This is a genomic window from Myxococcales bacterium (assembly GCA_016703425.1).
Taxonomy (GTDB): domain Bacteria; phylum Myxococcota_A; class Polyangia; order Polyangiales; family Polyangiaceae; genus JADJCA01.
The window spans coordinates 643408-669976 of sequence record JADJCA010000002.1 but is presented as its reverse complement, the minus strand read 5'-3'; the positions used below and the strand labels follow the sequence as shown (position 1 = coordinate 669976).

The 26569-nt window shown below is 67.1% G+C and carries 17 protein-coding genes; 6 read left to right on the top strand and 11 right to left on the bottom strand.

All coding sequences use genetic code 11. The annotated features are described in order from the left end of the window. Positions 1-133: 133 nt before the first annotated feature. Positions 134-3013, bottom strand: a complete 2880-nt coding sequence (locus IPG50_09125; GenBank protein ID MBK6692352.1) for a hypothetical protein — start codon at positions 3011-3013, stop codon at positions 134-136. Positions 3014-3062: 49 nt separating this feature from the next. Then, the gene (locus IPG50_09120; protein MBK6692351.1) at positions 3063-4451 is read right to left on the bottom strand and encodes a hypothetical protein; all 1389 of its coding nucleotides are present in this window, start codon (positions 4449-4451) and stop codon (positions 3063-3065) included. Between the two features lie 560 nt (positions 4452-5011). On the opposite strand from IPG50_09120, the gene IPG50_09115 reads away from it, so the two are divergent. Next, on the top strand, positions 5012-9556 hold the full coding sequence (locus IPG50_09115; GenBank protein ID MBK6692350.1) for a hypothetical protein: 4545 nt from the start codon (positions 5012-5014) through the stop codon (positions 9554-9556). A gap of 179 nt (positions 9557-9735) precedes the next feature. On the opposite strand, the gene IPG50_09110 is transcribed toward IPG50_09115, so the two are convergent. Continuing rightward, positions 9736-10704 (bottom strand): DUF4388 domain-containing protein, encoded by a 969-nt coding sequence (locus IPG50_09110; GenBank protein ID MBK6692349.1) that lies wholly within the window; start codon positions 10702-10704, stop codon positions 9736-9738. A gap of 344 nt (positions 10705-11048) precedes the next feature. Between IPG50_09110 and IPG50_09105 the strand changes: the two genes are divergently transcribed. Next, positions 11049-12098 carry an L-erythro-3,5-diaminohexanoate dehydrogenase gene (locus tag IPG50_09105; GenBank protein ID MBK6692348.1) on the top strand — a complete coding sequence of 350 codons (1050 nt, stop codon included), beginning with the start codon at positions 11049-11051 and terminating at the stop codon, positions 12096-12098. Next, complete coding sequence (locus IPG50_09100; protein MBK6692347.1) at positions 12095-13762, top strand: formate--tetrahydrofolate ligase; 1668 nt, start codon at positions 12095-12097, stop codon at positions 13760-13762. Before IPG50_09105 ends, IPG50_09100 begins: the two co-directional genes overlap by 4 nt. 30 nt (positions 13763-13792) lie before the next feature. Here IPG50_09100 and IPG50_09095 read toward each other — a convergent pair whose 3' ends face one another. The 6 genes from IPG50_09095 to IPG50_09070 all read right to left on the bottom strand — a co-directional run bounded on the left by IPG50_09095 (position 13793) and on the right by IPG50_09070 (position 22127). Next, positions 13793-15964, bottom strand: coding sequence for a GAF domain-containing protein (locus IPG50_09095; GenBank protein ID MBK6692346.1), 2172 nt, complete (start codon positions 15962-15964; stop codon positions 13793-13795). A 141-nt stretch (positions 15965-16105) separates the two neighbouring features. Next, on the bottom strand, positions 16106-16399 hold the full coding sequence (locus IPG50_09090) for a hypothetical protein (GenBank protein ID MBK6692345.1): 294 nt from the start codon (positions 16397-16399) through the stop codon (positions 16106-16108). Then, a complete protein-coding gene (locus IPG50_09085; GenBank protein ID MBK6692344.1) occupies positions 16396-19974 on the bottom strand; it encodes a sigma 54-interacting transcriptional regulator in 3579 nt (1192 codons plus the stop codon). The genes IPG50_09090 and IPG50_09085 overlap by 4 nt, the downstream gene beginning before the upstream one ends. Positions 19975-20098: 124 nt before the next feature. Beyond that, entirely contained in the window at positions 20099-20971 is an 873-nt protein-coding gene (locus IPG50_09080; protein MBK6692343.1) for a DUF2520 domain-containing protein, read from the bottom strand. Beyond that, positions 20968-21516 carry a nicotinate (nicotinamide) nucleotide adenylyltransferase gene (gene nadD, locus IPG50_09075; protein ID MBK6692342.1) on the bottom strand — a complete coding sequence of 183 codons (549 nt, stop codon included), beginning with the start codon at positions 21514-21516 and terminating at the stop codon, positions 20968-20970. Before nadD ends, IPG50_09080 begins: the two co-directional genes overlap by 4 nt. Then, the gene (locus IPG50_09070) at positions 21513-22127 is read right to left on the bottom strand and encodes a hypothetical protein (protein ID MBK6692341.1); all 615 of its coding nucleotides are present in this window, start codon (positions 22125-22127) and stop codon (positions 21513-21515) included. Before IPG50_09070 ends, nadD begins: the two co-directional genes overlap by 4 nt. Before the next feature lie 64 nt (positions 22128-22191). Between IPG50_09070 and IPG50_09065 the strand changes: the two genes are divergently transcribed. Further along, a complete protein-coding gene (locus IPG50_09065) occupies positions 22192-23463 on the top strand; it encodes a (2Fe-2S)-binding protein (protein ID MBK6692340.1) in 1272 nt (423 codons plus the stop codon). On the opposite strand, the gene IPG50_09060 is transcribed toward IPG50_09065, so the two are convergent. Together IPG50_09060 and IPG50_09055 are read right to left on the bottom strand one after the other, a co-directional pair. Next, positions 23460-24071, bottom strand: coding sequence for a hypothetical protein (locus IPG50_09060; protein ID MBK6692339.1), 612 nt, complete (start codon positions 24069-24071; stop codon positions 23460-23462). The two genes, IPG50_09065 and IPG50_09060, sit on opposite strands and share 4 nt — an antisense overlap. A gap of 148 nt (positions 24072-24219) precedes the next feature. Continuing rightward, a complete protein-coding gene (locus IPG50_09055; GenBank protein MBK6692338.1) occupies positions 24220-24927 on the bottom strand; it encodes a heme exporter protein CcmB in 708 nt (235 codons plus the stop codon). A 95-nt stretch (positions 24928-25022) separates the two neighbouring features. Here IPG50_09055 and IPG50_09050 point away from each other — a divergent pair, with 95 nt between their 5' ends. Then, positions 25023-26132, top strand: a complete 1110-nt coding sequence (locus IPG50_09050) for an ATP-grasp domain-containing protein (protein MBK6692337.1) — start codon at positions 25023-25025, stop codon at positions 26130-26132. Beyond that, a complete protein-coding gene (locus IPG50_09045; protein MBK6692336.1) occupies positions 26080-26565 on the top strand; it encodes a GNAT family N-acetyltransferase in 486 nt (161 codons plus the stop codon). The genes IPG50_09050 and IPG50_09045 overlap by 53 nt, the downstream gene beginning before the upstream one ends. The last annotated feature ends 4 nt before the right edge of the window (positions 26566-26569 follow it).

Below are 26569 nucleotides of genomic sequence, written 5' to 3'. Positions count from 1 at the left end.
ATACCGCGCTTTGTCCGCGCGATTCTTCGGAAACCCGAAATGCACGAAAGCCACCCGCCGGTGTGGCGAGTGGCCTTCGAGAGCCCGCCGGCGCCTTCATGGCGCCAGTGGACTTACCCTTTCGGGCTGCCTTTCACAGCGGGCCGTAGCCCATGTACCGCGTCAGCTCGCGAACCGAGTCGAGGTTCGCGGAGAATGCGCGAATCTGACTGTCGGCAGACGTGCAGTCGGTGGTCTTGCAAGCCGGCCGCCCTTGCGCGTCGCGCTGGTAGGTCGCCTCGCCGGTCGGCGCGGTCGACGTCACAACGTACGCCTCGTTGGCGAGCTGGTTGGCGTGCTGAATCATGCGGGCGCCGATGAACTTCTCCACCTTGCCGCGCTTCGAGTTGACGACCTCTTGGCCACCGGCTCGGGTGACGTAGAGGATCCCGGTGAGGGGATCGCGGTAGCGGAGCTGCTCGTTTGCGGGGATGTCGACGGTGTCGAGGCCGCCCGGCGAGAAGATTCGCATCTGGTTGATGAGGTCCATCTGGAGCGTGCTCGCGCCGTGGAGGAAGAGGAGGTAGAGGCCAAGCTTCTGCTGCTCCCAGCCCACCAGCGGATTGAGGACCGTCGCGTCCGCGGGGTACTCGAGCGACGTCGTGGTCGGGTCCTTCGGGTCGTATTTCTCCCAGGGAAGATAGACGACGCGAGCCGGGTCACCCTTCTTGGCGGGCGCCTTCACGTAGGGGCCCAGCGTGAGCGGGTCGTCCTGCATGAGGTTCGACAAGAGGCGGCGGACCTGGTTCGGGTAGAGGGTGAGGAAGTTGACGTTGCGGTAGCGACCGTCGACGTACGTGTCCTTCGAGTCGAAGGTGAAGTTGTCGTACGCCTCGACGAGGAAGTAGAACGCGTACCACTTGTCGATGAAGCTCCCGGCTTGCTTCTGGAAGTCGCCCCAGAAGTAGCCGTTCGTGTAGTCGTACTCGTCGTGGAGGAAGCGGCCGTCGCCGGAGCCCGCGGGCACGTTGAAGTCGCCGATGGGGTCGTTCAGCTCCTCGAGGAGGTCGGCACGTGAGCCGAAGCCCTTCGGTCCCTGGCTCCCGGTACGGAAGCGGTAGGGGCCCGGCTCCGGTCGCGTGAGGACTCGCGCCATGAAGGCCATGGCGTCAGAACCACCGACCACGAAGGGCAGGAGACGCGCCGGATCCGAGCGGTCTTCCGGCGGCGAGAGCTGCGCGTCGAGGGCGAAGGCCTTGATGATGCCCTTGAGGGGGCGGAGGCTGCGAAGCGCGCGACCTTCAGCGGCGCTCGTGGAGAACGTCACCCGGTTCAAGCGGAAGTGCGTGAAGGGGTAGTAGTGCTCGTAGGAGCCGATGAGGTAGTTGAGCTGCTCGTACGCGTCAGCGCCCGCGTCGAAGCGGAATACGGTGCTGTTGGTCTCGTCGGCCCACGTGTCGGTCCCGAACATGTACGGGTGCCGGACGCGCCCCTGCGGGTCGACGGCGAAGTTCGCCATCGTCGACGGGTCGGCCTTGAGGACATCACCGCCGAACTTCGGCACCGACTTCATGTCGCGAAGCGAGACGTGGTCCATCTCAAAACCGCTGCACTTTGCAGAGAGCGGGTCGGCGCCTGACTCGGCCGTGCAACGCCCGAGCGCGTTGTACTTCTCCTGGTATTGGCTGTAGTGGACGCCACCGACCATGTAGCCGGTGGGGCCGCCGAAGCCGTCGAGGACCTCGAGGTAGGCCTTGCCCTTGGGGCTGTCCTGCTTCGCGTCGACATCGACGTCAACGACGTTGCCGTAGCCGAAGCGCATCGCGGCTTTGTCGTAGGAGCCGATGCCGAGCGTGTCCTGCGAAAGGTCGCCGGCGTAGTCCATGATGGACGACGAACCCCACTTCCAGAGCTGGCCGTTCTCCTCCGTCTCGCTGACGGGGTCGACCCAGCGCGGACCGACGCATTCGTCACCGCGGGTGCTCGGCTTGGTCACGCTCGTGCAGGGCTTCTCCTTGCCGTTGCGCGTGCGTAGCTGCCAGTACTCGGGGTGGTAGTTGAGCGCATCGAAGGAGCCGGTGAAGTTGTGCTCCAAGCCCATCTGGTGACCCATCTCGTGGGCGATGACCGCGACGTGCATGCGCTCGCGCGCCCACATCCGCATCTTCTCGTTGCGCTGCTGGAGGAGCGCCGGGAACTCGGGGTTGTTGCGGTCCGGGAGCGGGTACTCACGGGCGGCTTGGCGCGCCAAGCCCACGATGCCGTCGAACTGACCGGCTTGAATGACGCAGCGACCTTTCGGCCCCATGGCCTGGGCCGTTGTGCGCTCGACCCACTTGCGAACCTCGGGGTTCATGCCGCGGAAGATTGACGCTCGCTCGATGGCGAGCTTGTTGCCGTTCAGCTGCATGTCGCGGGGAAGTGCCGCCGCGCTCAGCATGTCGGGGGAGATCGCGGCCGTCTCGAACGAGGTGTTCATGAGGGCCTTGCGGCGCCCCTCGACGTCACGGTCGACGCTCGGTCCGAGGCCGGCGAGCGTTTTTGCGGCCTTCTTGCGGCGAAGCTGGAGCGGGAGCTTCTTGTCTTCGTCGGAGAGGCCGTTGGCGGTGCCAAGCGTGGGTTCGACCGAGGCCAAGCGGCTCGCGATTTCGCGGTCGTTCGGCATGATCTCAGGCTTCCACTGCTTGGTGCCTTGCTGCGACGCTTGGATCCACTCCTTCATGAAAGCGCCGTTTTGGATCTGCTCGTCGGTGACCTCGCCGTTGGACCAGCGGACCAAGTCGACGAGGTAACGCGCCTGGAGGTCCGTGATGTACAGCCACTCGGTGACCGTCGTACCGATGGCCTCACCGGTGAGCGGATCGTGTGACGGGAACACAACGCCCCACGCCGACGGCATCTGCGGAGCCTGGACCAGGTTCACGTGGTGGTAGCGAAGGTCACCGAGACGGACCGTCGGCGCGACGAGTTGGCCGTCGACCTTCTTGAAGCAGCCTTCCTTGTCACGGCCCTTGACCGGCGGGTTGTGGCACATGACGAACACGTCGGGGACGGTCTTGCCGTCGTCTTCCGCGAGGGCCGCCTCATCGACGAGGACGTCGCCGATGTCTTTGCCGACGCGCTTCGCTTCCGCGCGCTTCGACAGTTGGGCCGCGCGCTTGATGCTGACGTTCCACTGGTTCAGCGCTTCCGCCGAGGACGCGAAGAGGTCCTCGGGGGACGTGGCGCTGTGGTACCAGGGCGTCGTGCGGATCGTGCGCTCGTAGGTCGGCAGGGCGCACTTGCGCGAGATGGTGTCGCAGTAGGCGCCTTCGTGAAGGAGCTTGCCGCCGCCATCGCGGAACTCGCACTCGTCCTCGGTGCCGTTCTTGTCGACGTCGCGCTTCGGATCCGCGCCGATGGGCGTGCCCTGACGCGGCTTGCCGTTCGCGTCGGCGATCGGCAGGCCCGTCTTGCCGTCGGCGGCGATGTCGCCGCCGTTGGCCTTGTACTCTGGCGATCCGCCCGTCCTCGTCGCGCCAGAAGTCGACGGCGCACTGGGAGCCTTCGATGTGGCTCTTTTCCCAGATGTTGTACTTCATCGCGAGGTGGTGCCACCGCTGGTCGACGAGGCCGTAGTTGCGCTCGTAGCCGTAGCGTTGCGTGGTGATCCAGCCAAAGGCCTGCGCTCGGTTGCCGTCCCAGTCGGTCGGCTCGAAGTCGCGATCCTGAACCTTGTGGAACGAGAGTCGAAGGGTGATCTCCGTCGGGTTGCAGTTCACCGCCGGGTGCATGAGCGGCGCGTAGGCGATGATCGCGTAGCAGGCTGGAATGGAACCCCAGTCGAAGTCGAGCGTCTGCGGCGCGGCGAACGCCTTGGCGGTCACGTCGAAGTAGCCGTCGTTCATGTCGAAGTGCGGCGCGTCGGGGCTCTCCGGATCACGCACGTCGTACTGAATCGGGTCGTACTTCACGCCGCCGAACATGCCGGCCATCGCCAGCGTGTCGACGAGGTACCCGTCGGTGACGAGGTTCTTGGACCAGTCGACGCGAAGGTACTGACGATCGTACCAGGGGCGATCGGTCACGTTCTCCATGATGACGTTGTCTTCGGCGCCGGTAGCGGGGTTGTATTTCCGCTGGATGTCGAAGTGCGAGAGGATCGGAAACGCAGCGACGATTTGCCCGTCGTTCGTCCGCTTGGTCCCTTTGCCGTCGGCGTTCTCGAAGCGCTCGTACGTCTGGCGGGCCAGCAGCGCACCTTCCGTGATCTCCCACTTGATGCGGTTCGTGTCGGCGGCCGCCGGCGTGAACAGGAAGCTGTCGCTGTAGCTGTCGTTGGAGAGACCGTAGGGGACGTCAACGACCGTGTTTCGGTAGTAGAACTCGGGGTCGTCTTTGGCGTCCCGCAGGTTCGCGCCCACGAAGAACGTCTTGTCGAGCGCGTGCGGCTTCACCTGATTGATGGGCTCTTGCTCGACGGCGCATCCCACGCTCGCCCAGCCGACCGATGCTCCGATCGCGGCGACTCCTAGCCTCGTCCACACCTTCATTGTTCTGCCTCCGAAACGCGCGCTTCTGGTGACGCTGACAGCCTGATGGGTCGCGTCCGCGCCCCTCAAGCAACTTCCGAGCCCACGCGGTCTTCACGAGGAGAACCTCAGGAATGGCCGTCGGGGGAGCGGTCCTGGCCGAGCTGTCTCGCCAGAGGGCGCGGCGATTACCACGCTCGCATCGGGCCCGCAATGTCAGTGGGCTGACGGGCGCTGGAGGCGCGTGGTGGCAGGAAGCTAACGGCGCTGGGCCCTCACCGAACGTGACCGGGCCGCTTGACGCCCGTCCGCTCCCCCGACTATCTGGCTCCCGGCTGGCGCCCGTCCGTCGTCTGTGAGCTGGAGCGACTCTTGCTTGCCGGCGGAGGCCCAGGTTTCTGGGGCGGCTGCTTTCTGTGATTCGGTGATTCGGGCGCTAGCCCGGACGAGTGGGTCGGAGGACGAAAAAGATGCAATCGAAGTGGATGCGGAGACTGGGGCTGGCCGCTTTGCTCGCGGGCGTGGGATACGCCTCTGTTGGCTGTGCCGAAGAACGTGATCCGCGGGACTTCCGCCAGCCCAACGCGCTGCCCAAGTCCTTCTTCGTAGGCACGAACCTGCGTGATGCGTCGGACGATCCCGAGTTCTACATGCGCAACACGATCGTGGAGGTGCCCTACGGTGCCGGCCTCGACGGCCTCTTCCCGGCGACGTACGCGCAGCCTCTTAACCGCATCAAGTGGGAGATCGTCGAGGACAAGCTGATCGCTCGCATGACCCACGAGCGGATCCAGAACTCCGACCACAAGGGCTCCAAGCGGACGAACGACGGCACCGTCGTCGCGATGTTTGCCATCGAGAGCCAGTTCGACGTCAAGCGGGCCTACAACCCCGGCACCGGCGAAGAGCTCAACATCATCGAAGAGAACACGAGCGACCGCCCCTGGTACGACCGCGAGTACATCCGCGTCGACTGGTCGCGCAACATGGTGACGGACGGCTACCAAGTCGACACCCTCTCGCAACTCGGCGCCTTCGGCTCGGTGAAGTACTCGCCCGTCGCGTACCACGTGGCCGATCCCAACGACCCCAATCGCCCGCTGTTCGACACGGACGAGGGGTACTTCGACGTCACCCAAAAGGTCTTCGCGTCGCCCGAGCTCTGGGACACGCCGTGGGGTCGCCTCCCCGCGTGCTTCTGGTCGAGCCCCGTCGCCAACTGCAACCCGACCGAAGTCACGCTCCGCCTCTCCTTCAAGAAGGTCGTGGACCGCGACTACGAGCCCGTCGAGTGGAACGGAAAGCAGATGGAGGCGTTCGGCGCCTTCCTCGAAGAGCGATTCAGTTACGACCGCAACTTCGGTCTCGTCGACCAGAACTGGCACCGCTTCGCGGCCCTCCACAACGTCTGGGAGAAGAGCCACATCGAGGGCTCGCAGTGCGGCGTCGACTTCTGGCGCGACGAAAAGGGCGAGATCGCGAAGTACAAGGCTGGCCCCGACGGCACCTTGGCGACGGATCCGAAGACCGGCATGCCGATCCCCGACCCCAAGGGCCAGCCGAAAGCTGGCACGCCGGTCGGCGTCGATCCCAAGCGCGACACGAAGACGGTCGCGGAGGGCGCACGAAACCGCATCCTGACGCCCGACGATGGTTGGGGCACGGAAGACGATTGCGAGTTCCGCGACGGCGGCGGGCAACTCCTCCACAAGGGCGCGTATTGCGACCTGGCCACCAAGAAGTGCGCGCTGCCGCGCTACGAGCGGAAGATCCGCACGATCCCCTGGTACTTCGGTCCCGAAGACAAGAACGACCTCTTCCCGTCGACGGCGCGCGCGCTCAACGACTGGAACATCGCGGTCAAGTACGCGCTCGTTCTGGGCATGAAGGCCGAGGCTGAGCGAGTCGGCGTCCGCTTCGACGCGGCGGCCCTTGGAACCGACACCGCGCGCATTTCCGCCATTCTCGAAGACCTCGATGAAGACAAGATCCGCGAGGACAAGGCGAGCGCCGAACGCGAGCGTCGTGTGCCCGCCATCGCCGACGTCTTCGTGATGTGCCACAACCCGACCGTTGAGACCGATCACCCGTCCTGCTTCAAGAAGGGCGCCGATGGCGCGTTGAAGCCCATCTTTGGTCGCATCGGCGACATTCGCTACAACTTCGTGAACCTCATCGAAGGCCCGCACTCGGGCGGCCCGTGGGGCATCATGGTCGACGCCGTCGACCCGCTCACCGGTGAGAAGGTTGCTGCGAGCGTCAACGAGTGGGTGCCTATCCTCGACCTCGTTGTTCAGAGCAACATGGACATCATGCGCTGGGTCAACGGTGAGATCACCGATGAGCAGGTCTCCAGCGGCAAGTACCTCCGTGACTGGGTCAGCGCGAGCAAGCTCGGCGCCGCTCAGCACTTGCCCAAGACGTTGACGAAGGCCGACATCGAGACGCGGTCGCGCTCCATCGACAAGACCATCATGTCGATGAACGGCCTCACGCCGGCCGACAAGGCGCTGCCCGGGCCGGTCCGTCGCCAGAAGGCCAACGAGCATCTCGCCAAGACCTTGGGCGCGAGCGTCACGCCGGAGATCGCGGCTGCACGCCAGAAGCTCATCGGCTCCCGTTGGGAAGCGGCGATGATCACCCCGGAGATGATGCAGTTCGCGGGGCTCCCCGCCAACGCGCCCGTCGCCGACGAACAGACGCTGAACATGGCCTCGCCCCTGCGGACGATGCACCCCACCTTCCACAAGTGGATGGAGCGGCAGCGCGCTCTCGGTTTGGCCAACAACCACGCGTGCATCATCGAGCAACCGGAGCCGAACGGCATCGTCGGTCTCGCTCGCATGGCGCTCCGCGACTATCCGCTTCCCGACCCCAACAAGGCGGGCGCGTGTGCCTACGACCCGGCGCTCGACCAGAAGGCCGACTATCCGGCGTGCCGCGCCCTCCGCGACAAGCGCCTGCACCAGTGGATGCGAGAGCAGTTCCACTACGCCGTCATCTCGCACGAGATGGGGCACTCGATGACGCTGCGCCACAACTTCACCGGCAGCGCAGACCCCTTCAACTACCACCAGGAATACTGGCAGCTCCGCACCCGCAACGGTGAAGAGCGCGTGTGTGAAGACAGCGTCACGCCGCACACCGACGGCAAAGAGTGTGTCGGTCCCCGCTGGATCGATCCGGTCACCGACGACGAGGTCAACGGCATCATCTGGAAGTTCGCCAACACCACGGTCATGGACTACCCGGGCGATCCCACGGGCGACATGATCGGTCTCGGCGCCTACGACAAGGCGGCGATGCGCTTCATCTACGGCAACGTGGCGGACGTCGAGGAAGACGCCATCGTCGGTACCGACAAGGGCGACGCCTACGTCGGCGCGCTCGACGGCACCTACTACATGGGCGTCTCCGTTGGCGACAAGCACTACAGCAAGCTCAACGACGCGTTCAAGCTCATCGACAACACCGGTGATCGGAAGTGCGTTCCGACGAAGCCGAACCCGACCTCGCCGGTGGACTACAAGTGCCCCCGTTACTCGAAGACGCCGGGCAAGCGCCTCATCCACCCGTCCCTGAAGGACATGGCCACGCGGGCCAAGTACGGCGAAGAGGTCCTCAAGCTTCGCCCCGACCTCGTCTCGAACTTCGCCGTCTACACGGGCCTTCCCGCCTGGGGCGAGCTCGAGGACCCGAAGAAGGCGCCGAGGGCGATGGCCCGCCACCCGTACACGTTCAGCTCGGATGAGTACGCGGACATCGGGAACATCCCTGTCTATCGCCACGACGGCGGCGCGGACCCGTACGAGATGATGCAGTTCCTCATCACCTCGTACGAGAACCGCTACATCTTCGACAACTTCCGCCGCGACCGCGCAGCCTTCAGCCCGCGTAGCGCGGGGTCGCGCGCCATCGACCGCTACTTCGACAAGATTCACGGCATGTCGAAGTCGTTCTTCCTGGCTGCGTCGAACGCCCAGAACTCGTCAGAGTTCGAGAACGCCGACTCGCTGCAAGCGATCAGCCTCGCGACCACCGACGCCTTCGACATGTTCGCCCGCGTCATGACGCGGCCCGAGCCGGGCACCTACGTCATCGACAAGACGGGCAAGACGCCCACCGCCCGCGCCCTCACGGCCGGCGAGGTCAAGGACAACCCGACCGGCGACTTCAGCATCGCTGCCGGCTCCGGAGAAGGTCGCTTCATCAACAACGACTACGACTATTCGAAGGGCGAGCTTTGGTACCAGTACCCGCTGGTTGCCGGCTCGTGGCTCGAGAAGACGTACGCGATGTACTACCTGCTCGAAGCGGAGAACAACTACGTCTCCAACTCGAAGGAGGACTACATCGACGGCCGCTACAAGAACACGAACTTCACGAACGTGTTCCCGAACCAGGTGCGCCGCCTCATGTCGCAGCTCTTCCAGGGCGACATCACGACGCTCGGTCCCTACGTCGGAACAGGCACGGGCACGCTCTCGACCAACAAGGTCGCACGCGTCCAGTACCTCCCCTGGTACGCCTGGGACGAAGCGCAGCCGACGACGACGACGCTCGACTACCCCGCCGGCTCGGTGGTTCTGAACCCGCTCTACGGTTGGAACCAGCAGATGTACGGCATGCTCAACGCCTTCATCTTCGGCGCCACCAAGCTGACGATGGACACGACGGCGCAGCTGCGCATCTTCTCGACGGGGGACGGCGCCACGGTGTCGCTCCTGCCGAACGAGCAGGTCCGCTACACCGACCCGCTGTCGAGCATCACCTACGTGGCGAAGTTCTTCGGCACCGAGCGCATCAACACGCGAAACGCGCCCGTCATGCGTACGCCCGGCGCCCGCATGTTGCAGTTCGCCAACGAGCTCGCCGAGGCGACCTTCGAGACGACGGCCAAGGATCCGGTGACCGGTGAGCTGACCTTCGTCAAGGATGCAGGCGGAAACCCCGTCTGCAAGGTCGCTGCGACGTGCACTGCTCAAACGGCGAAGCTCAAGTCGTACAGCAGCAACATCGACACGGTTCGGCAGCTCTCGCTGTTCTACGGCTACGGGCCGCTCTGAGCTAGACCCGTCGCATACCGGCGCGCAGAAGGGTCCCCCCGCGAGGGTGGGGCCCTTTCGCGCTTTGTGGCGCACTTCGTCTTTGGCGCCCCGCACGGTCCTTCCGCTTGGCGCGCGCTCCCACGAGGGCTTTCTGCATCGCAGAAGCCGCGGGACAAGGTCGCTCTAGGACGCCGCGCTCACTCGGCGATGAGGTAGCCGCCCTTGATGAGCTTCAAGAGTTGCTCAGCGCCGTCCAGGTCGGTCCCTGGGGCGCGGTTGAGCACCGTCTCGAGCTGCGGGAAGCTGAGCGCCAGCTGGAACATGTCGAGCGCCTCGGGCGTCAGGTTGCGGAGCTGGGCCTCGAGCGGCATCGGAACGCGGAGGCGCGCGTTGGGCGCCGGCAACTGCGGCTTGATGCGGTTGAACTCGTCGAGCTGACGAAGGCCCTCCATGAGGACCTCCGGCACCGTGAGGTCGACGGTCGTCGAGAACTCACGCTCCTCCGGCGGCTCTAGATCGAAGAGGCCCTTCTCCCAGGTGAGCAGCCGGTAGATGCTCTTCACAGGCGGCACGTCATCGAGGTCGTTGATGCTCGCGAAGAAGATGTTGCCCTTGCGGAGGAAGATCTTGCCGGTCGAGTCTTCCGTCCGAATAACCAGTACGCCGCTCTTCTTCGAGGTGCCGAAGAGCTGAAGCAGGTCCGGTAGCGGCACCTCTTCGATGCTGCCCGACATGGTGCGCGCCTGGCTGGTCCGCCGCTGCGCGGCCACGCTCTCGAGCTCGGGGCGCTGCTCGGCGCTGGGCACGTCGCGCGTCGACGTTCCATCGGTGGCCACGAGCTTGAGGATGCTCGTTCCGATGAGGACGCGGTCGCCTTCCTTGAGGCGGGCGCGCTTGATCTTCTCGCCGTTGACGAAGGTGCCGTTGGTCGAACCGAGGTCCTCGATCCAGACCTGGTCGCCCTGAACGTGGATGCCAGCGTGCTTGCGGCTCACCATGTCCTCGACCAGGACCATGTCGAGATCGCTCGAGCGCCCGACGAACACGGTCTTGTCGGCGACCAACGGGAACTCGCCGCCCTGGTACTTGCCGCTAATGAAGCGCAGCACGAATTGCCTGCCCGACCGCGGGGGCGGAGGAGGCGCCTTGGCTGTCGGGTCTTGCATTCGGCGGACCGGCGGTGCCCGTCACGATGGCGGGCTGGAGGAAAGACTGCGCATCCCGCGCACACCTTCGCGGAGCGGTCTCCGAAGAGTAGCGAGGGTGGCCAAAAGGGGTCAAGTGAAGGCACTCGGGAGCGACCGAAGGCGGGTCTTCAGGAGGCCCGTTGGAAGGGGGCGTTCCGGAGCGCCGGGCCGAGCGGGGCCCGGAAACCAGCACGTTTCCATCAATGTCGCCCGCCACGCGGCAATTTCGAGGGCTTTTGCAGAGCCTCCGCTTTCCTGCGTCCGATCCTCCGCCAACGCTCGATTCAGTTGCATTCTCGGCCCGCATCGACTGAAAAGGGCCCATGCAAGGCGGTCTCCGTCCCCTCGTCCCTGGCGGTGATCCGTTCGGCGTCCACCGCACTCTCGTGCCTCGGGGGGCCCTCCCGCAGCCCGCGCAGCGCGTCGACAACGACTTCTCTCGACTCTTCGAGGGCGAGCTTCTGCTGGCCGTCGAAACGCTCAACGTTGACGCCGCGAGCTTTCGTCAGATGGAAGAGGCCGGCGGCGACGTTGGGGCCCGCGTGCTCGCCACCGTGGGCGACCGTGGGAAGCAGCACAACCCCGTCACCGGCTCCGGCGGCATGCTCCTCGGACGCGTCCTCCAGATCGGCAGCGGCCGCGGCGACGGAGACCTCGCTCCCGGCGACCGCGTCGCGACGCTCGTGTCGCTCTCGCTGACGCCGCTCCGCATCGACAGCATCTCGGCCATTCGGCCGGCGAGCGCCCAGCTCGACGTGACCGGCGAGGCGATTCTCTTTGCGAGCGGGGCCTACGCGAGGATGCCCAAGGACATGCCCGAGCGCCTAGCGCTCGCGATCTTCGACGTGGCCGGTGCGGCGCCTCAGGTCGCTCGCTGGGTCGCGCCCAACGCCTCGGTGCTCGTGCTCGGCGCCGGCGGGAAGAGCGGTGTCCTTTGCGCCGTCGAAGCGCGCCGTCGTGCCGGTCCCGGCGGCCGCATCATCGGCGTCGAGAGTCACGCGCCCTACGCAGACGACCTGCGTCGACTCGGCGTCTGCGACGAGGTCATCAGCCTCGACGCGCGCGATCCCGTCGCCGTGCGCGCCGCCGTCCTTGCGAAGAATGGTGGCCGGGAAGTCGACGTGTCGTTCTCTTGCGTAAACGTGGCCGACACGGAGATGGCCGCCATCCTTGCGACGCGCGATCGCGGCGTCGTCTACTTCTTTGCGATGTCGACGAGCTTCACCAAGGCGGCGCTCGGCGCTGAGGGCGTCGGCAAGGATGTCGACCTTGTCATCGGCAATGGGTACGCGCACGCTCACGCGGAGCACTCCCTCGCGCTCGTGCGCTCCGAGCCCGCCGTACGAACCCTCTTTGAAGCCAGGTACACATGAAGACACGCCCCATCGCCGAAGTGGCTGCCGAGCTCGGCATCGAGAGCGATCTCGTCGAACCCTACGGACGTGACAAGGCGAAGATCGCGCTCCCCGCCCTAGCGGCGCCGTCGCGCGGTGCCGGCCGACTCGTCCTCGTCAGCGCGATCAACCCGACGCCCGCTGGAGAAGGCAAAACGACGACGTCACTCGCGCTCTCGATGGCGATGCGTCGCCTCGGCCACAAGACCATCGTCGCGCTACGCGAGCCTTCCCTCGGTCCGGTCTTCGGCGTCAAAGGCGGAGGCACCGGCGGCGGCCTCGCCACGTTGGTCCCGGCCGATGACATCAACCTCCACTTCACGGGCGACATTCACGCCATCACCAGCGCGCACAACCTCTTGAGCGCGCTCGTCGACAACGCGCTCCACTTCCGCGAATCGGTCGGCGACAAAGGCGAGCTCGATCCGCGCCGCGTGACGTGGGGTCGCGCCCTCGACATGAACGACCGCTTCTTGCGGAACGTCATCGTCGGTCTCGGCGGCAAGAGCCACGGCGTGCCGCGCCAGGAGCGCTTCGACATCACCGCCGCGAGCGAGATCATGGCCATCGTGGCCCTCGCGTCGGGCTACGACGACCTGACGGCGCGACTCGGCCGAATCATCGTGGGCCAGACGGCGTCGGGTGAGCCGGTGCGCGCATCAGACCTCGGCGCCGCTGGCGCGATGACGGCGCTGCTGCGCGACGCGCTCAAGCCAAACCTGGTGCAGACCGGCGAGGGCGGCCCCGCGCTCGTACACGCGGGGCCCTTCGCGAACATCGCTCACGGCGCGAGCAGCGTGCTCTCGACGCGGCTGGCCGCTCGCCTTGGTGACTTCGTCATCACGGAAGCCGGCTTCGGCTTCGATCTTGGCGGTGAGAAATTCATGGGCATCACGAGCCGCGCGACGGGCATCTGGCCTCGCGCGTTGGTGCTCGTAGCCACGCTCCGCGCGCTGCGCATGCACGGCGGTGCGCCCGTCAAGGAAGCCGGCCAGCCGAACCGCGCGGCCCTTGAGCGGGGCCTCGACCATCTGGCAAAACACCTCGAAAATGCCGCAAAATTCGGGCTTCCGGCGGTGGTCGCCATCAATCGATTCCCCAACGACCCGGACGACGAGGTCGCCCTCGTGACGGAGGCGGCCCTCGCCCGCGGTGCTCGTTGCGCGGCCCACGACGGCTTCGCGCGCGGCGGCGAAGGAGCCCTCGAGCTCGCCCGCGTGGTGACCGAGGTCGTCATGGCGACCGATGCGAATCCGCCGAAAGAGAAGCAGCTCTATCCGCTCACCGCGTCGCCGCTCGACAAGATCCGAACCATCGCGCGCGAGATCTACGGCGCGACCGACGTTCGCCTCGTCGGCTCGGCGCCGGCCGACATCGAACGCGCCATCAAATCTGGCGGCGCCGAGCTCCCCATCTGCATGGCCAAGACGCAGAGCTCGCTTTCCGACGATCCGACGAAGGTTGGCCGTCCGCGAGACTTCGTTCTCCAGGTGCGCGAGGTGCGGTTGGCAGCCGGCGCCGGGTACCTCGTCGCCATCACGGGCGACATGATGACGATGCCGGGGCTCCCGCGCGTACCGGCAGCCCGCGGTGTCCGCCTCCTTCCGACGGGGCGTATCCAAGGCCTCATGCAGGGCGACTGAGGCCCATGGTGAAGCGCCTTCGGCGCCGCCTCACGCCTTGAGCGGAGGTCCGATGGGCTCAGGAGCGCTGGCCGGCGCCGAGACGGCCGGTGCCATCGACGCCAAGACGTCGGTTGCCACCGGGAGGGCGACCAAGAACGTCGTGCCGGCCCCCGAGTGGGACTGCGCGTCGATGCTGCCGCCGGCGCTTCGAATGATGCTCTGGCTGATGGCGAGGCCGAGGCCCGTGCCTTGTGCCTTCGTCGTGAAGAAGGGCACGAAGAGGTTCTTCATGATCGTCTGAGAGATCCCGGGTCCGGTGTCACGTACGGCCACCTCGACGACTTCGTCTTCGGGGCGACTGCCCACCATTCGTTCGCTCTCGAGGCCCGTGCCCCACGTCGCTCGCGGGCGACGACGCACGGCCGTTGAGAGCGTGACGCGGCCCTCGCCGTCCATCGCCTGCATGGCGTTCTGCACGAGGTTCATGAGCACTTGCCGGAGCTGTTCCGGATCGATCTTTACCCGCGGCAGCCCTTCCGCGAGCTCGAGCTTGATCTCGATGTCGTCGCCCTTTTCGGCAGCCTTCTGGCTAGACAGGATCTGGACGGTGCGCCGCACGGCGGCGTTCACGTCGAGGGGAACGGGATTGCCCGCGTGCGGGCGCGCGTAGGTGAGGAAGCTGCCGACGACGCGGTTCAAGCGGTCGACCTCCTCGAGAATGATGCCGACGAACTCCGATGACGCAGGGTCACCGGAGGGCGAGCCCTCGAGTAGCTGGGCCGCGCCCTTGATGGCGCCCAGCGGATTTTTGACCTCGTGGGCGAGACCCGCGGCCATGGCGCCGAGGGCCGCCAAGCGGTCACGCTCCTTCATCCGCGAATAGAGGCGGCTGTTGGTGACGGCCACTGCGATCTGCGACGCGAGGGTCTCGAGGAGCGAGACCTCCTCTGGCGTGAAGGCGTCGCGCACGCGCTCGTCGGCGACGCAGATAAGCCCAATGACCTCGTCGCTGTCGGCGCGCACGGCGAGGACCACGGAGCGTTTGAGCTCGCCGAGCGTCGCCGCAGCGGCCGTGAGCACCGGGGCGTCGGCGTCTTTGGGCTCGCGCTCGAGCTCTTCGAGCGAGACCGACGGGACGGCGTGGAGCCGATCGAGGAGCGGTCGCGCGGAGAGTGTCTCGATGCGGCGTGGCGGCGCGCTGCCCACGCTGCCGAGAAGGTCGTAGCCGTTCGCCTCTTGGTCGCGCAGGTAGATGGCGCATGAGGTCACGCGACGCGAGCTTTCGATGCCGACGAGGATGGTCTGGACCATCTCGTCGATCTCGAGCACGTGGGCGAGCCGCCGCCGGAGCTCTGCGACGCTGGTTTCGAGGGCGAACCGCTCTCGAAAGAAGAACTGGTGGGTCCGTTTCTCGACCTCGTGGCGGATCGGATCGAAGAGCATCAAGAACACGAGCGCCGCGAGGACGGCGTTCAGGTACATCGTGTTGAACCCGCCGACGACCGTGACGAAGATCCAGAAGACGCCTGCCAGCGCGAAGGCGAGCACGGTTGCCACGAGGAGGCGCCCGGCCATTTCGTAGAGGTCGGCGAGGCGAGGTCGCGCCATCGACTCGGCGAGCACGAAGATGAACACCGTGGACAAGACGGCGCCGATGGGCGGCAGGCGCACGCCCAAAAACGACAAGAAGTCGCCGAGCGTAAAGGTCGTCGCGAGCGCTCCGACCCAGAACAAGAATCGCACGCGATCGCGCACGGCGCGCGACGGGCTCTTCTTGCCGCGACGCCACATGTCGATGAGCGCGGCCCAGAGAAAGCCGACCACGTACGTGTAGACGAGCCCGAGGGCGAAGGGCTTCTCGTGGTAGGGCGAGAGCACGAGCACGAGCATCGGGATGCCCGCGAAGGCGGCGCTCTTCGCGAGCGGCGTCATGAAGCGGCTCGTCGTGCCGGCCCCCTCGGCGGCCGGCACGATGGACTGGAAGAGGTGCACCGTGAACTGCGGAAGGAAGATCGTCGTGACGGCTGTCGCGCGCACCCAGATCGTCGCTTGGAAGATGCCGATGAACGACTGGCTGGCCCACCAGACGGCGACCTCCGTGGAGAACGCGGCGAAGAGCCAGTGAATCGGTCGTCGCCGCCCCCGGAGGAGCACCGATAGCGCGATGGTCAGCGCAAGTACGGCGCAGAAGAGAGTCGTTTGAGGGCGGAGCGCCTGCACGTTCGCGTCAGTGTGTCACAGGCCGGTCGGGGTTAGAAACGACCGCCAGAAAAGCGAAACCCCGCGGCCCTTCGGGCGGCGGGGTAGCGCTGGAGTGGAGCGGTCGCGAGTGTCGGATCGCGATCGCTCAGAATTCAATGCTCAGGGTGCCGGTGCCGGCGCCGGCGGCTTGGGCTCGTTCCACGGCGACGGAGGTGCGGGCGCCATGACCTCCACTGGGATCAAGGTGAGCTGCGCACGCTGCCGCGGCAGCTCCGCGCGCATGGTGGCGGTGGTCTCGTTGTCGCCCCCTTCGCTGGCGCGAGCCGCTTCCTCAGCGGTCAACGCCGATGAGGACGTGCCGGCCTCGTCATCGCCAGGCGCGGCGGAACAGCCCGAAAGCACCGCGAGGGCGCCCAGGAGGAGCGGAACGAGGGACGAGGCGATCGATTTCATGACGAGCTCTCCGACACGGCAGCAAGTCCGTATTGTTTCACGAGTTGAGACAAACGGGGACGTTTCATCCCCAGAAGGCTTGCGGCACGGGTGATATTCCCCTTCGTTTCCGCGAGGGCTCGGGCGACGCAATCGCGCTCGATTTGGCGCTTGAGGTCGCCCAGGGGAACACCCTGACGAATGCAGCTGTACGCGGCTGAGGTGGCTCCAGCCTCGCCCGGCGGGAGGGCTCCATCAGCGTCCTCGTCTTCTCCAAGGAGGGAGGGCACGCTGGCCGGCTCGATGGAGTCGAGCGAGGGCACCGTCGCGCGGGGCGGCGGCACCGAGACCGGCGGCGGCGGCACGGAGCCGAGGGCCGTGGTCCCCACGGCGCGAAGATCATCAACGTTTTCAACGAATTCTCGGACGTCGATGAGCGCGCCGTCGGCAAAGAGCGATGCGGCTCGGAGGGCATTTTCGAGCTCGCGAACGTTGCCAGGCCACCGGTGACGCTGCAGGAGCTCGAGGGCGGCGGGGCTCAGTGTCTTGGGGGTCTCGCCTCGCTCTTCGGCGATGCGGTCGAGGAGCGTCTTGGCGATGGCGTGGAGATCGCCGAGACGGGCGCGGAGGGCGGGGACCTCAAGCGTGATGCCGCGAAGGCGGTAGTAGAGATCCTCTCGGAACTCGCCGCGCTCCACCATCTGTTTCAGGTCGCGGTGCGTCGCGCAAACGATCCGCACGTTGGCCTTGATGGGGCTCGTGCCGCCGACGCGTTCGAAGGTCTTCTCCTGCAGGACGCGCAAGAGAGCGACTTGCGTGCGGGGCGAGATGTCGCCGATCTCGTCCAAGAATAGGGTGCCGCCCTCGGCGAGTTCGAAGCGGCCACGCCTCCGCGAAGCAGCGCCGGTAAAGGCGCCCTTTTCGTGGCCGAAGAGCTCCGAGAGCAGCAGCGTTTCGACGAGCGCGGCGCAGTTCACCGTGACCAGCGGCCCGGCGGCGCGGTCGCTCGCGCGATGAAGGGCTTCGGCGACGAGCTCCTTGCCCGTTCCACTCTCGCCCCGTACGAGCACAGTCGCGCCGGAGGACGCGACGCGACGAATGGCGCTTCGGAGGCCGCGAATCGCGGGGTCCTCGCCGACGATCTCACGCCGCGTCGCCTTGAGCGGAATCACCGAACCCACGCGGGTGGTCGCCGGCGCTTCTTCGCCGAAGGCATCACCCTCCCGGGCGATGTCGGAAGCGAGCTTCTCCAAGGCCACGACGTCGGGCCGCCTCAGGAAGGACTCGCGGGTCTCGGGGTCGAGGCTGCGAACGACACGGTCGCGCAGCATGATCGCGTGGTCGAGGTACGCTCGCGCGGCTTGGAACTCGCCGTTCGCGCGCTCCACCTCGCTCGCGAGGACGTAGGTCATGCGCTCGTACTCGTTGTCCCACTCGTATTCGGGCGGGAGGGCAGCCATCACGGCTTCGATGTCGGCCTTGGTGAGCGTGCCTTCGGCGCGCGCGATGAGCGCCGCGATGTACGTCAGCTCCCAGCGGCTGTCGTCGCGGACGTCGCTGCGCGAGAAGGCCTCGGCTTGCGCGAGCGCAGACTTCGCGCGGCCCACGTCGCCTTCCTCGATGGCGATCCGCGCGAAGAGTCGGTGCGCTTCACCAAGGACGCGGCCCCGTTCTCGAGCCGTTTCGCCCTCGGAAAGCGCGCGCCTTGCCTCTTCCCGAGCCTCGTCGATGTGGCCGCAGTCGAGCGCGATGCGCGCAGCAATCAAGCCGAAGTCAGGTGCCGCGTCGACGGTCATGCCGGGCCCAAGGACGCGGCGGCCAAAGCGGACCGCATGAGTGGCGTGCTCGAAGAGCCCCAGCACACGCCGCATCATGCCGAGCGTAACGAGGAGGCGCACCATGCGAAGGCGGTCGCCCTGCCAGCGGCGAAGCTCGAAGGCCATGTCGGCGAAGCGAAGCGCGGCGCCGTAGTCACGCTCGCGGGACGCGAGGCTCGACAAGTTCTCGAGTGCGTAGGCTTGCGCCTGCACGTCGCCGGCGCTGCGGCCTTCTTGCCGAACATCCTCGAGCAGCGAGCGCGCTTCGACGAGCTGGCCTCGAAGCATGAGCGCGATGGCACGGTTGAGGCGCGCGCGTCGGCCAGCGCTGCCGAGCCCCGCCACATTGGCCGTAAAGGCATCCTCGGCGAAGTGGGCCTCGGCGGAGTCGAGGCTCCCGCTCGCCAAGAGCAGCTTGCCCAGCACGCTTCGCGCGGCGAGCCGGACCCGCGCGTCCGAGGTCGCGACGCTCACGGTGGCAAGCTGCTTGGCGTTCGCGTGGTCGCCCGTCAAGTAGGCGACCTCGGCGAGTTCGACCATCACCTGGGGCGTCTCGCCCTTTTGCGCCGCCTGAACCAACGCGGCCTTCGCCGTCGCGAGATCTCCCGTGGCCATGGCTGCGCGTCCAACGAGGAGCGCGAACGCCGCGTTCGCCGGTTCGGCGCTCGCGGCGAGTCGCGCAAGGCGAAGCGCGTCTTGCGAGTCGCCCGCGTCGAGGGACGCGTGCGCCGCCGACGAGAGAAGCGGCGCCCGCTGGTCGGTCGGCAAGTCGTGGACCGCCTCGACCCAAGCGCGAATGAGCTCGCGCCGAGCATCGACGGCGACGCGTTGAAGCGCGAGGTCGAATCCCTGCTGGGCGCGCGCAGGATCACTGGAGACGCGGAGGCAGGCGGCGTGCGCCATTGCCCAGACGTCGTTTACGAAGGTGGTCTCGAGGGCGTCGGCCACCAGGCTTCGTTCGGCGGGCGTGGCCGTAGGCGCCTCGGCCACGGGGACCAGATGCGCGGCTTCTTCGCGGACAGCGCCTTGCGACAGCAGTTCGGTTAACGCCCGCTCGGCGCCGAGGGCGAGCGCGCTCAATTGGCGTGTCGGCCACGAGCGACCGGCTGCCACGAGGCGCACAAGGACGCTCGTAGCCTCCGGGGAAAGTGGCGCCAGGGGCGCATCGACAGCCGCCGCAGCGCGTCGCCACCACTGATCCACGGCGACGAGATCGCCGTCCGGCGCCCTAAGAAAAACGTCTTCCGCTAGGGTGGCCGCGAAGCGCCTACGGTCCCCGGCGTCGAGGCGTCCGCCAATTTCGAGAAGCTCGCCGGGAATGTCGTCGCCGGCGGGGTCTTCCGTGACGAGGACCAGGGGAAGGCCGCTCTTGGCCAACTCGCACGCGACCTGACGATCCCAAGAATCGGGGGCCGGGAGGTCGGCCACGACAGCACCGCGGCTAGCCCGAAAGCTCGATGCGAGCCGCTCGGCGCAGTCGGCCGCTACCGTCTCCGCCGTGAGGCCGAGTCGATTGGCCATGTCGCGGAACACTGGCAGGCCAGCCGCGCGTGATGCGTTCGCGGGGGCCTGTGAGACCGAAAACCCCATGGCTGAGAGGCGGCGTGCGGCGTGCGCCGCGACGGCGCGTGCGACCGACGTCGAGGGGGCTCGCACGATGAGGCAACCGTGCGCGGTCTCGAGCTTCCGATCGAGGCGTGTGAAGGCGCCCTCAGCGCCTTCGGCGCCGGAGAAATCACCGGCCGAAAGCGGTGTCGGCAGTGTTGCGAAGCGACCCATTCCCAAGGCGCATCACAGTTGCCCGAGGGGCGCGATGGGGCAAGAGCGAAGCTGGGAGAGACCACGAAGAGACAGGGTAATTACAGGCATTTGCGGCGGTTTTGAATGCGCCGCGGGCCTTGGCTCACCCTGAGCCATGTCGCCGAAGCTTGTTCAGTGTCGCCTCAACTTCGTCGAAGCGCTCCGGCGCGGCATCGGCGAGTTCGCGGGCGAGCGGGAGCTGGCCGGCGACGCTGGCCAGGTAGAGCTCCATCGCGTCGGGGACGCGCGCCGCGAGCACGCGAAAGTGCTTCTCGATGGCGCCAGCATCGCCGCGGCGTACCGGCCCGGTCAGGCACGCCGGAAACCCGAGGGTCCCGATGTTGTCGGCTACGCTTCCAACGAGCGGGCCCAACATCCGCGGCGCCGTTTCTAGCGGAACGCCTGCCTTCTGAAGAATCTTTGCCCCCAAGGCCGCGAGCACGGCGGCACCGTTGGCCACGAAGGCAGCGGCCGCGTGGTAGCCCACCGGGTCGAAGCGGCGAAAGGTCCGCGGGACCATCCCCAAAGCGCGGGCAAAACGTCGCGCGCGGCGCTCCGCGATGGGGTCTCCCTTCACGTGAACGTGTCCACCCACGAGGCGCGGCGGACGGTTCTTGTCCGCGAAGGAGATCATCGGATGCATTTGGGCGACGCCGGCGCACGCGGGCCTCAGCGCCGCCAGCACCTCGGCGTCGAGGGCACCGGCGACATGCACGCATACGGCCGTCGGCGAGACGAGACCCTTGGCCGCAAGGCCCTTGGCCAACTCGTCGAGCTCGCGATCGCGCACGCACAGGACGATGAGCTCGGCATCGAGTCGCTTGCGCGGCAGGCCCTTCCGCGCCGCTCGCAAGGTCACGCGGGTCGCGCCAGCGGCGCGTGCAGCACGATAGAGGGCGCGACCGACCTTGCCGGCTCCCACGATCGCGATGCGCATGTTCGCAAGTGAGCGAGCACTGGACCTTCGCGGTTTCATCGGTAGAGCCCACGCCTCTCGACGTGCTCAAGAACGGCTCGCGGCACAACGGCGCGTACGTCGTCGTAGTGGCCGGCGGCCAAGCTCGCGCGCACGTTGGTGCTCGAGATGTTTGGCAGGACCGCCTTCGGCGCGTCGGCCCTGTCGACGCCGACGCGGCCCAAGACGATCGGGGGAGCCAGCTCCGCGATGCGATCAAACCCGTGCCACTTGTGCGCCTCGAGCAGGATGTCAGCGCCCATGACGAAGCGAAGCGACCACGCGGGATGCTGCTGCGCCAGATGCTCCAGCGTACGAAGCGTGCGGCTCTCGCCGCCGAGCTCTTCTTCGACGCGCGAGATGATGACGCCCGGTAGCCAACCCATGGCCAGCTCGCACATGCGCACGCGGTCTTCGAAGGGCGCGAGCGGCTTCCCGAAGGGGTGGCGGAAGGTCGGGACGACCAAGAAGGTTTCCACGTCTTCCGTGGACAACACGGCCGTGGCGGCGAGGACGTGCGAGAGGTGCGGCGGGTTGAAGCTCCCACCGAAGACAGCGACCTTCACGCGCCGCCCTGGACCTTCAACTTGGCAGCGGCCGCGAGCGGGAGTCGCTCCACGGCGAGCGCGTTGCCGGTCTCCGAATGGAAGCGCGCCACGAGATCTTCGCCGCTCTCCTCAAGGATGACGATGCCCGCTTCGGCGCTCGGCGTTCCTGGTGTGACGAACCACCTCGTCCCGATTCGTTTCGCCAGAAAGCCCGGCGACTTGCCGTAGAAGAGCAACGCCGCGGGAAAGATGTCCTCTTCGTCGAGCATGCTCTTGTCGAAGATGAGCACGCTGAGGCGGTCGCCGATCATTTCGACGGTGCGGAGCGCCGGTCTCGGGAGGCTCTCGAAGCGGCGCAGTTGCCGACGCTCACGCTCTCGGGCCACGAACGCGTCGATCTCCGAGGGCGCGCCGTTCGAAATGAGATCGACGGCGCGTCGCCACGTCCCCTTGTCTGTGGGGTCCTCGCCGACGAGCTTTCGTGCGCGAGCTTCGACGCAGCGGTCGAGCGCGTCGTCGTTGCCCAGGTAGATCACGCGGCCCACCGACTCTTCGTGGAGCAGAAATTCCACGGCGGGCTCGAGGCTGGACGCCTCGTCGCGAACCGGTCCGAGCAGCCCCAGGCGCATGGGAAGCGGGAAGTGTACCTGGTTAGTCCCGCCTCGTGCTACGGGGACGCTTCCTCGCGTTCTCATGGCGTCTCGTCCCCCGTTTCGTGCCTCAGTTCCCAAGAACCCCGTCGAGATCACGCTCGACGGCAAGGTCCTCGTGGCCGAGGAAGGCGAGCCCGTCGCGGCCGCGCTCGTCGCGGCCGGCGCCATCGGCCTCGCGCGGAGTCCCAAGTTTCACCGACCGCGCGGTCCGGCGTGCATGCGCGGGGCTTGCGACGGCTGCTTGATGCGCGTCGACGGCGCCCCCAACGTGATGACATGCCTCGCGCCCGCGCGGGCCGGAACGGTGGTCGCGTCCCAAAACACGTTGGGCTCAAGAAAGCTCGACCTCCTGCGGATGACCGACTGGTTCTTTCCCGATGGCATGAACCACCACGAGCTCTTCGCCGGCGTTCCTGGCGTTCAAAACGTCATGCAAGCGTTTGCTCGCCGCGTCGCGGGGCTGGGGCGGGTCCCGGAGGCCGTGCGGGCTCCGAGGACGGCGGTTCGTCGCTCGCTCGACGTTCTCATCGTCGGTGGTGGCCCCGCTGGGCTCGCCGCCGCGACGGCGTTCCACAAGAAGGGCAGGCGCGTCGAGGTCGTCGACGACGGTCTCGTCGCGGGAGGCTCGCTCCGCGGGCTCTCGGACGTGGCCGCCGTCAAGGAGCTTTGGGCGCTCATCGCGCCGGCTCTCACCGGCGACGTCACCGTTCGCACCAGCACGGTGGCAGCGGCCGTCTACGGCGACGGCGTCCTTGTCGTTGGACCCGCCGTGACGGAGTTGCTCGAGGCGAGGACGTTGGTCCTTGCGCCCGGCGCTCACGACGGCGTCATCCCATTCGACGGAAACGACCTTCCTGGCATCTACAGCGCCCGCGCGGCGTTGCAGCTCCTCGGTCAAGGTGTCGCTGTGGGCGGTCGCGTGACGGTGGCGATAGCGCCGGGCGGCGGTCCCTTCGGAGAGATCTTCGCCGACGAGGTTCGTCGGCGTGAGCTTCCGATGGAGGTAGAGCTCGTTCGCGGCTTGCCCCGTTCCGCGGCCGGTTCGTCGCGAGCCAAGGAGGTGTCCTTCGAGGGAGCCCCGAAGCCTCACAAGGTGGATGCGCTGCTCGTCGACGCGGTGCGTGCGCCGGCCTACGAACTCTGCGCCCAGGCTGGTGCGCTCCTGGAGCACGCACCGAGCGGCTTCGTCGTCCGAACCAACGCGGGGGGCCGCATCGCGGAGGGCGTTTGGGCTTTGGGCGAGGTCACCGGCGCCCCGCTCGACGCCGAGCGCATCAGGTGCGACGTCGCGGCCCTCGTGGAAACGGCCTAGCGCACCGCTTTCTTCGCCGCCACGTTCGCGCCGAAGACGCCCCGACTACGGACCACGCTGACGCGTGATTCGGGGACGCACCGCGTGCACGCGCGGCCGCTGCCGTCGAAGTCCATGTGGTAGCAGGCGACGCAAATGTTGAGCAGCTCCTCGTAGGCGTCGGCATCGACGAGGTAGTCGCACACGAAGAGTGCGCGAACACGGTGATCGAGGCGCAGCTGGGCGTCATCGACCGGCGTCCAGACGAGCTCCCCCGCCGGCGTTCGCGCCGGCAATATCGCACCGACCCGCATGGCGTCGACGACGGGGCCCCAATCCCCGCCTGCCATGCCTCGAACGTTGTCGATCACGGCCGTGCGGACCAGTCGCACCAGCGCCCCGGCGAGACCCGCGAGCCGCTGCGTCCGTGGCAACGGAGTGACGCGCGGCTGCCTCAGGGTGGCGCGGTAGGGACCGTCGAGCCAGTCGTCGAGACCTCGCGGTCCAAAGCCCTTGAGTGCGCCGTGCAGAAAGCTGAGGCCTGCTTGCCGACACGAGTGCGCGAGCTGTTGTGGGGTGATGTCCGTGAGGAGCGGTGTGACAGGAGGGGGACTGTCCATCTCGCTCATCCGCTGCAACGCTTATGCGCGAGCGGGGCTCGACAACTGCGGGCGATTCCGTGGTTGGCGGAGGATCGATTCGATCCGCTGGGCCTCGCCCGCCTCGTCAGGGTGCGCGGCCTACGTGTCGTCGAACGTCGAGCCGCTGTCGCTCGGTTCAATCGTCGACGAGCATGCCGAACATCGTCACGCCGAGCGCGAGCCCGATGGCGTCGAACGCGCCAAGCAGGAGGACGTAGTCCGTGAGCTCGGAGAGGACGGCACCGGAGAGCAGCTCCCGCGTCGCCGCCACACCGGAGAGCAGTGCCGGCGTGATGAGGGGAAAGAGGACCGCGGCGAGCAAGAGGTCGCGCGCCCGGGTTCGCGCGGTCATGGCGCCGAAGAGCGTGCCGGTCAGGGCCACGCCGAGCGTGCCGAGCAAGAGGAAGACCAGGAGCGGGCCCACCACCAGCGGTAGATCGATGTGGAACACCAGCGCCACGAGCGGGACTACGATGCACTCCACCGCGAAAACGAAGACGAGCACGCCGAGGGCCTTGCCGAGGAATAAGGCGCCGCGCGAGAGGGGAGACGCGAGCAGGCCCAGCAGCGCGCCGTCCTCTCGCTCCCGGCCCCAGCTTCGGCCAAGGGCCATCACGGAGGCGAACGCGATGCTGACCCACATGGCGCCGGGCGCGATGCGCTTGGTGGTCTCGGCCCCGGTGGAGAACGCCACGCTCGTGATGATCGCGATGAGCGCCGCGAAAAAACCCGCCGTCGTGACGATCTCCTTGGTGCGTAGCTCGATGAGGAGATCCTTTCTCACCACGAGCCACGCTTGCCCGAGCAGGGTACGCCGGTGTCGGTGCGCGGGCGGTTTCGTCATGGCCTCATCGTGAGCACGCGAGTCATTCCTTGACCTCGATCTCCGCGCTTGTAGATTGCGAAGGTACGGCGTGTTCGCTGGCAAATGAAAGCCGCATGACGCAACAAATGCCAAGGTCGCCGCTCCCTCGAGGGCGTCGCAAACGACTGAAGATCGCCATTCTCTACAACGTCGACTTCGCGGACTCGTCTCCCGAAGGCGATCCCGGCTGGGCGGCGCGTGCCGACGTCGAAGCGGTCGCGAGGTCCGTGTCCGATGCGCTCTCGGCCGGCCCCGCCGACGTGGAGTTGATCCCCATCGATGGCGACCTCACGTCGCTTCGCGATCGTCTCGTGCGGTTTCAACCCGACAGCGTGTTCAACCTCTGCGAGTCGATCTGCGGCGACGCCCGCCTCGAGAGCGCGCTGCCGCTCATCGTCGAGCTGCTCGGCTTCCCCATCACTGGGAGCCCCGCCGAGGTCTTGAGCCTCTCGCTCCACAAGGATCGCGTCAAAGCGGTGCTCGTGGAAGCCGGCGTACCGACGCCCGAGTCATGCGTGATGACGCACGCCGACGCGCCGTGTTCGCTCCCGTTTCCCGTCATCGTCAAGCCGGTCCGCGAAGACGGCTCCGTCGGCATCCAGTCGCGGAGCGTCGTCCACGACGAGGCGTCGCTCCGCAGCGTCGTCGCCGATGTGGTCCGCGAATATCGTCAACCGTGCATCGTCGAGCGCTTCATCGACGGTCGCGAGCTGAACGTCGCGCTACTTGGCTTCCCGTCCGCGCGCGTGTTGCCGCTCTCGGAGATCGATTTCGCGCTCCTCCCCGCGGGTGTCCCCAAGATCGTGTCCTACGACGCCAAGTGGACTGCCGACTCGCCGGAGTACAAGGGCACGCAACCGGTGCTGCATCCCGAGCTCCCGGCAAGCGTCGCGGCCCGCGTTCGGCGCGTGGCGCTCGAGGCCTTTCGTGCCGTCGGTCTCCGCGATTACGGTCGCGTCGACATCCGTCTTTCGCCCGACGGCGTCCCTTACGTGGTCGACGTGAACCCGAATTGCGATCTCTCGCCCACTGCCGGCATGGCTCGCGCCGCGGGCGCTGTGGGCATCGACTACGAGGCGCTGGTGCGGCTCGTGGGGCGGTATTCGTTGCGCCGACGGATGAAGGAGGAGCGTGACGAACAGCATTCGCAAGCTGGTGCGCGCGGATCGATCGCACCTCGCTGAGATCCTCGCCGCAACGGCGGAGTTCACCCCCGATGAAGCGGAGGTGGCGCTCGAGCTCATCGACAGCGCGCTCGAAGGCGGCAGCGACTACGAGGTGCTCGTGGCGGAGACGGCGGCAGTGCCGACCGGCTACATCTGCTTCGGTCACACGGCGATGACGCAGGGGACCTACGACTTGTATTGGGTCTGCGTAAGGCCCTCCGACAAGGGCAAGGGCATCGGCCGCGCGCTCGTGGCAGCCATGGAAGCGGAGTTGACCAAGCGCGGAGCGCTGCTCGTGCGCGTCGAGACGGAGGGAAGCGACGCGTACGACGCGACGCGCGCCTTCTACGACTCCATCGGCTATGAGCGCGCCGCGGTCTTCGCGGACTTTTACCGGCCCGGGGTCGACCTCGTGACGTACCGCAAGGTCGTCGCGAAGGCTGCGCGCTAGCCGT